We start from the raw sequence: 7571 nt of genomic DNA, 5'->3' as shown, positions 1-7571 counted from the left end.
GGTTTATTGTTTTTTCCGTAAAGCGAAACAATCTGCAAGCCAGTTTTAGAATCGATTTCGTCAGATACATTCTCGCCAGCATCAGCTGTTCCTCTAAAACCGTGTTCTGGCGCAAAAATGCTTTTTATTTTTACTTTTTGTTCAACTAAAAAATCGACTAAATGTTTTTCTTTAGTGATAATTCCCGTTTGGTTGGTTACAATTCCTACGGTTTTGCCTTTTAATAAAGGCAGGTATTTTTCAGAATTCTCAGCACCAGTTTTTATTTGCTGTGCAAAAGAAACCGCTGAAATTAGTATGCAAATTATTATATTTTTCATGGTAATTATTTTTTCATCTTGCCACAGATTAAAAGGATTAAAATGATTTTTGCCTCTCGCAGATTCCGCAGATTTAGCAGATAATTTTTTAAAAATAAAATCTCCTAAATCTGCGGAATCTGCGAGAAAAATTTTTAAATTTTGTGTCACAATAAAAAATTCTTTTAATCCTTTTAATCTGTGGCAAACTTTTATTTATTAATCTGTTTCCAGATTTTAGCACTAAAATCGTCTTTGTACATTAATCTGTTTGTTCGGCTTGGATTAACTCGATTGGTTAGAATAATTAAAAATCGGTTGGTATTTTTATTCATAAAGAAAAAAGTTCCTGTAAAACCCGTATGTCCAAAATCGTCTTTCGTAAAAAACTCGTCTGGTTTTCTTTTATCAAAACCTAAACCGCGATAAATTCCCTCTTTTGCAAGTGGTGAATCTGTAAACTCTTTTACAACATTGGCTTTTAGAACCTGTTTTCCTTTATAATTTCCGTTGTTCATTAGCATTTTACAGATTACGGCAATCGATTCTGCGTTGGCAAACAAACCTGCATTTCCAGAAACACCTCCAAAAATGGCCGCCGCTTCATCGTGCACATAACCTTTTATAGTATCTTTTCTGAAGAAATTATCTACTTCAGTTGGCATTACATTATCTATAGAAGTCCATTTTAACGGATTATATCCAATTTTCGAAATGCCTAATTCGGTATAAATTTCATTTGTGAACTCATCGAGTTTTTTTCCTGTTTTGGTTTCAATCATTTGCTTCACCAAAAGCAAATTTAAATCGCTATACAAATATTTCGCTCTCGGATTTGTATTTGCCTTTGCAATTCTTTCATAAACCGATGGATAAAATTCTGGATTGAGCCACATGTTTTTATAAATCTGAACCCAATTTTCTTTTGGTTCAAAAACCAGATATTTAGAATCGTAAACAATATTTTTGTTCACAAACATATTATCAAAAGGCTCAACATATTGTTCCGATTTTTGATTGCTCAAAAAAGGCGAATTATCTGGTGTAGAAAGTAATGCTTGATAAAAAGTGATACTTGGCGTTAATCCAGAAGTGTGCGTTAGCAATTCAAAAAGCGTTAAATCAGAAATAGCTGTGTTTTTGTACATCGGAACAATTTCGCCTACTTGATCTGTCAGTTTAATTTTTCCATCTCCAACCAAACGCATTGTTACAAGTGTTGCTCCTAAAACTTTGGACATTGAAGCCAAATCAAAAACATCATCTGATTTGACTAATTGCTTTTTAGTATAATCATGATAACCGTAATTTTTGGAAATCAGATTAAAATCTCCTGTTCCTACAATAATTTGCGCTCCCGGAAAAAAGCCTTTTTCGAGCGCATTTGTCATCATCGAATCGATATAAACCTCAGTTCGTTTTACATCAAAAGATTGCTTTGCCTTTTTCTGTGAATAACCTTTCGCTCCCAAAAAAATCAAGGAAACCATTATAATTTTAATACCAATATTTTTCATAGTACTATGGATTAATTTTTAAGTCCTGTCCTGCCATTAAAGGCTCATTATTGGTTCCTGTAATTTGTATTCTAACTGCTTTTACAGGCTGTTTCGGATAAATGGATGCGTTTCCGTAATCAAAATCAGCTCCTTTTATAAAATCAGTTCCATTGTACGAAAACTCCACAAAACCATTATTAATAATAAATCTTGGATGATGCGGAATTCCAGTTAAAACATCTATTTTAGAAGAATTTACAGGATTAGTAAAAGTATACAAAATCCAATCGCCATCTTTGCAAGCAACATCAGTACGTAAATAGGTTTCTTCATTATAATCTTGCAGATTCGAAATTGGAAACTTCGGATTTTCTGCCATCGAAGAAGTCACTTTCACTTCTGGTTCCTGATAAGGCGTACAATTGAATTTTACATTTGCTGCGGATTTTTTCTCTTCTTTATTTTCTACTGTAAAATCTAATCTATAGGTATTTTTTTCGCTGTAATTATCAATCAAAAATCTCAAACGAGGTTTTGATTTTAACGCTTTTTCGTCTGCATAAGTCTGAACTAATTTATCATTTTCAAAAAGCAAAACATTTTTGATTGTTCCATTTGCTCCATCATCTGTCGGATTAAAACTTAAATACCAAATGCCTTTTTTATCTACATGATCTGAGATATTTTCAGAAATCGTCAAAACTTCTGCTTTTGATGTATTCCAATTGGCAACAGGCAGTTTTTCAGCTTTTACTGATGGACTTGCTGCATATTCATTAAAAAATACTCTAAACAAGTAGCGTTCGTAATCTTTCGTTTGAATTGGTTCTGTGTATAGAGGCGATTGTCTTGTTGGTTCATTTCCATCTTTATCAAATCGTACAACAGCATTTTCATAAGGCGGAGTTACAGTAATTGTTCCGTTTTTATAAATCGCTGTTGGAGGAAAATCTCTAAAAGCAATTCCCATATCTGCCAGTCTTTGCAAATGACTGTGAGTTAATCTTCCGTAAAAATCATCCCAGTTTTTATCTTCTTTTTTAGACCAGCCAATTTCAGACAAAGCGCTGATTCTCGGATAACTTTGGTATTCCATGATTCTTGCAGGACGATCTAAATATTCGCTCCATAAAGCACCTTGTACTCCAATTATATTTTTTTGTTCCTCTGGCGTTAACTCAGCATCAGGAATTGGTTCAAACGAATACGCCCTTTTTGTATCGGTAATTGCTGCCCAACGGTGACCGCGTTCTGTTTCAGATTGCGCCATATCATAATACGTAAACTGTCCAGGCATCATGATGGTTTTATATCCTTTTTTTGCCGATTCAATTCCGTAACTAATTCCCTGCCAAGCAGAAATTAATGTGTTCGGATCAATTTCTCCGCCTTTCAGAATTTCATTCCAACCGTCTGTTTTTTTATGGTATTTGTCTACAATTTTCTGTACTCTTCTAAAGAAATAATTCTGAAGCTGAAAACTATCTGTAAATCCTTCTTTTGCCATCAAAGCTTGACATTTTGGGCAATGTTCCCAATTGGCGCGATTGACTTCGTCTCCCGCAATATGAATATATTCAAAAGGAAATAATCCAGATACTTCTCTAATAATCGAATCTAGGAGATCATAATTTTCTTCACGCCCAACACACCAAACATTTTTCACTTCGCCCTGAACACTTTTTAGTTCCTGCGTAATCGCACAACCCACTTCTGGATACGAAGCCGTTACAGCACGCGAATGTCCCGGAATTTCGATTTCTGGCATTACAGAAATACCTCGATCTGCTGCATAAGCCACAACTTCTTTAATGTCTTCTTGTGTATAGAAACCTCCATAACGTTTGTCTCCAGAACCATAAGATGGAAGCAAAACTTCGCCTGGACCTCTCCAAGCGCCTTTTAAAGTTAAATCTGGCATTGATTTGATTTCGATTCTCCAACCGTTATCGTCTGTTAAATGCCAGTGAAAAACATTCATTTTATGAGCAGCCAGCCAGTCGATATAATTTTTTACGATTTGCTTGTCGAAAAATTGTCTTGAACAATCGAGCATCATTCCACGCCAATCAAAGCGAGGATAATCTTCTATTTTCACAAACGGAACGGTTCCTTTTTTAACCTCTTTTGCAGAACAAATTTGAAGTAAAGTCTGGAATCCGTTTAAAACACCTTTATCCGTTTTTCCTTTTACGAAAATTCCGTTTTGGCTTATTTCTAATTGATAACCTTCATTTGGAAGATCCAATTTCTTATCGACCAAAAATGAAATATTATTTTTTCCATGTTTTTTTCCAATAGAAACAATTGGGGCAATTCCTGTATTTTTTGAAATATTTGCTGAAATATAATCGGCGCTGTTTTTTAATTTCTTGTCTACAACCACTTTTAATGGCGAAGGCAAAACCAACTGTCCAGTGTTTTGTTGAACTGATACAGGTTTGGGAATTAAGTCTAATTTTTGGGCTTGTACAAAACTAAGCGAACTTAGAAATAGGGCTAATAGAAGAATACTTTTTCTCATTTCTTTATATTTTTATTTTACTGAAAATTCAATCGGACTGCTTTCTGTCTGGGTCTGACTCAAAGCGGTGAGCGCATAAACGTAGTTTTCCAAATCGGCATTCGGAACTTCTAGTTTTAGAGCTGTTGTCACGTAATAAATATTCTCAGGATTTGAGAAATCAGTTATTCTTCCTTTTGGGAATTTGTAGATTACATATTTTTTGTCATTCAATGCCGCTTTCCAAGTCAAAACTGCTTTATCTCCTTTTTTAGCAATCACTGCATTTGTTGGCGGTTCTGGTTTTAGTCTTGTAATTCTATTCGCTTCTGGAGTTAAAGCAATGTATTTATATTCTTTTTGAAGAAGTGGTTGTCTCAAAGTATCTCCTTTTTTCAGAAAACTCGAAGCGGTAAAATGCATCGAACCGTCAATTTGAGGCAGTTTACGAATCATTTCAATCTGCTTCACGATTTGATCAGGACTTCTCCACTCCGGTTCTTTAGCCGATGTTGAAATTTTATAATCGCCATGTCCAACGTAAACATTAGCTCCATATTTGTGTTCTGCCCACCATTTTGCCAGAACTTCAAAATTGGCGCGGTCAAAACCAATGTGCCAATAAATTTGAGGTGTTACATAATCGATCCAGTTTTCTTTTTGCCATTTTAAGATATTGGCATACAAATCATCATAATTTGTCGCTCCAGCAACCGTTTTAGAACCTTCAGAATCTTTAGCAATATTTCTCCAAACTCCAAAAGGCGAAATTCCGAATTCAACTTCTGGTTTATTGGCAATAATGGTATCTCTAATTTGTTTGATGATTAAATCGACATTGTCTCTTCTCCAGTCGTCTTTATCTTTAAACTGGCGTGGTTCTTTAGCGAAAGCTTTTTCATCTGGAAATTCTTGCCCAGCGATTTTATACGGATAAAAATAATCATCCATGTGAACTGCCTGAATATCGTATTTACGAACAATTTCTCCAACAACAGAAGCCACAAAATCTCTGGTTTCCTGCAAACCTGGATTAAAATATCTCGTTTTTCCGTACGTCAGGAAAAGGTCTGGTCTTTTAAAATATAAATGATTTTTTGAAAGTACATCTCTTACCGTATCTTTCTGAACACGATACGGATTCAGCCAAACGTGAACGTTCATTCCGCGTTTTCCTGCTTCGTCAATCATCATCTGCAACGGATCAAAACCTGGGGCAACGCCTTGCGTTCCTGTTATCCAATGCGATGCTGGCTCTTTTGTTGATTTATAAAATGCATCGGCAGTTGGGCGAATCTGAAAAATTACAGTATTCATATTATAAGAACGCAGATTATCCAAAATGGCAATCATTTCGTTCTTCATTTCTTTATCTGATAATCCTGGTTTAGAAGGCCAGTCGATATTTTCTACAGTAGAAATCCAAGCAGCTCGCATTTCTCTTTTTGGAGATTGCTGACTGAAAATTTTAGTCTGAATCAGCAATAGCAAAATCATAATTTTTAGGCTTTTCATAAATTATTATTTTAGGTAGTTAGTATAATATTTTGGTTAGAAAAGTTTAATTGCAAAGGACGCAGTGGTTTACGCTATGTTCGCAAAAGTTTCTTTTCCTTTTTTTAAATCTCGCAAAGGCGCAGAGGCGCAATTTTTTTTTTGTTTGATGGTTATTTTTCTCTCGCAGATTTAGCAGATTCAATGGATTTAATTTGTTGCAAAAAAAATCTTTTTAATCCTTTAATCTGTGGCTATTTTTACTCTCGCAGATTTAATTCGCGGAAATTTGTGCAATTCGTGGCGAAAAAAAAATCTTTTTTAATCCTTTTAATCTGTGGCTATTTTTACTCTCGCAGATTTAATTCGCGGAAATTTGTGCAATTCGTGGCGAATATTTTTTTAATCCTTTATCCCGATAACTATCGGGAGTGGCAAAAAAATACCTAACAGGTTTTGAAAACCTGTTAGGATAACCAACCAAAATTTATGCTTTACGAATTATCGGTAGTTCGCAATGCACTTAACGTTACTCTGTTTTTATATTTTCGTTGAAGAAATCATGAAAAAACAAAAGCTGATATTTTATGGAATTTTCCCAATATTTAAGATTATGTTCGCCTGGACGTTCGATATAATCGTGATTTATTTTTAGATCCAGCATTTTTGCATGAAGCTCTCTGTTTACTTTCATAAAGAAATCATCAACTCCACAGTCAATAATTAATTTTAATTTATTGTCTTTTACCAAGTCCAACATATTGGTCACAGTATTCTGATTCCAGTTTTCAGGAAATTCAGTAATTGGCCCTAATCGTTTTTTGATATCCCAATTTTCAGGAAACGGACGAAAATCTACGCCTCCGCTCATACTTCCTGCTGCGCCAAATACATCTTGATGTTTAAAAGACAAATACAAAGCACCATGTCCGCCCATGCTCAAACCTGAAATGGCTCTTCCTTTACGATCTGAAATGGTTCTGAATTGTTTGTCAATAAAAGGAACTAATTCTTTTACCACATACGTTTCATATTTAAAACTCGGATCTATCGGACTGTCAAAGTACCAGCTTGAATAATTTCCGTCTACACCAACTACAATGAATCCGTATTGATCAACTTGTTTTCCCAATTCTTTAAAATCTTTTGCCCAAGAACCATAATTTCCGCTGTAGCCATGAAGCAGATAAACTACAGGAAATGCTTTCTTGCTCTTTTTATAATTGTCTGGAACCATGACACAAGTTTTAATGTTCTTCTGCATCGAAGGACTAAAAACTTGCAAAGTGTCAACCTTCGCAGCTTGAACTGCAAAGGCTATAAAAAGAAGAAAGAAAGTGTAAATTGTTTTTTTCATAATTGATGTTTTTATAAAATAATATTTTTGAAAAGCACTGGGAAAATACAAAAAATTATTTCAAACAATCTTTTAAAATAGTTACGGGATGCATGGCTTTTCTGCTCGTTCCATCAAAAATCTGATGGCGGCAGCTTGTTCCTGCAGCTGCAATTTCTGTTGATGCTTCTGTTGCCCTAATTTTAGGAAACAGCGTATCTTCTCCCATCTTCATACTGATTTCGTAATGTTCTTTTTCATAACCAAATGAACCCGCCATTCCACAACAGCCCGAATTATAAATCGTAACTGTATTATTTTTTGGAATATTTAGCATCGCAAAAGAAGCTTCTACGCTACTCAATGATTTTTGATGACAATGCCCATGGATTTTGATATTTTTCTCTTTTTCAGAAAATTGATCTTCGTGAATTTTTCCG

General features: G+C 34.7%; 5 protein-coding genes and 1 pseudogene. All 6 read right to left on the bottom strand.

What is annotated here, in order from left to right; genetic code table 11:
• Positions 1-320, bottom strand: a 320-nt coding sequence (locus B3J44_RS17965) for an exo-beta-N-acetylmuramidase NamZ domain-containing protein (RefSeq protein ID WP_286970110.1), incomplete at its 3' end; no start/stop codon positions are given.
• A 191-nt stretch (positions 321-511) separates the two neighbouring features.
• On the bottom strand, positions 512-1816 hold the full coding sequence (locus B3J44_RS17960; RefSeq protein WP_286970109.1) for a serine hydrolase domain-containing protein: 1305 nt from the start codon (positions 1814-1816) through the stop codon (positions 512-514).
• 4 nt (positions 1817-1820) lie between these two features.
• Complete coding sequence (locus B3J44_RS17955) at positions 1821-4322, bottom strand: beta-N-acetylhexosaminidase (RefSeq protein WP_286970108.1); 2502 nt, start codon at positions 4320-4322, stop codon at positions 1821-1823.
• 12 nt (positions 4323-4334) lie between these two features.
• Positions 4335-5816, bottom strand: coding sequence for a glycoside hydrolase family 10 protein (locus B3J44_RS17950; RefSeq protein WP_286970107.1), 1482 nt, complete (start codon positions 5814-5816; stop codon positions 4335-4337).
• 508 nt (positions 5817-6324) lie between these two features.
• Positions 6325-7152, bottom strand: coding sequence for an alpha/beta hydrolase (locus B3J44_RS17945; protein WP_286970105.1), 828 nt, complete (start codon positions 7150-7152; stop codon positions 6325-6327).
• Positions 7153-7207: 55 nt separating this feature from the next.
• Positions 7208-7571: pseudogene (locus tag B3J44_RS17940) on the bottom strand (FAD-binding oxidoreductase); the annotation flags it as partial.

This window comes from Flavobacterium sp. UBA4854 (assembly GCF_002399805.1).
GTDB classification, from domain to species: domain Bacteria; phylum Bacteroidota; class Bacteroidia; order Flavobacteriales; family Flavobacteriaceae; genus Flavobacterium; species Flavobacterium ginsengisoli.
Note: the sequence above shows the minus strand (reverse complement) of the source record. Positions and strands in the feature narration are given on the sequence as shown.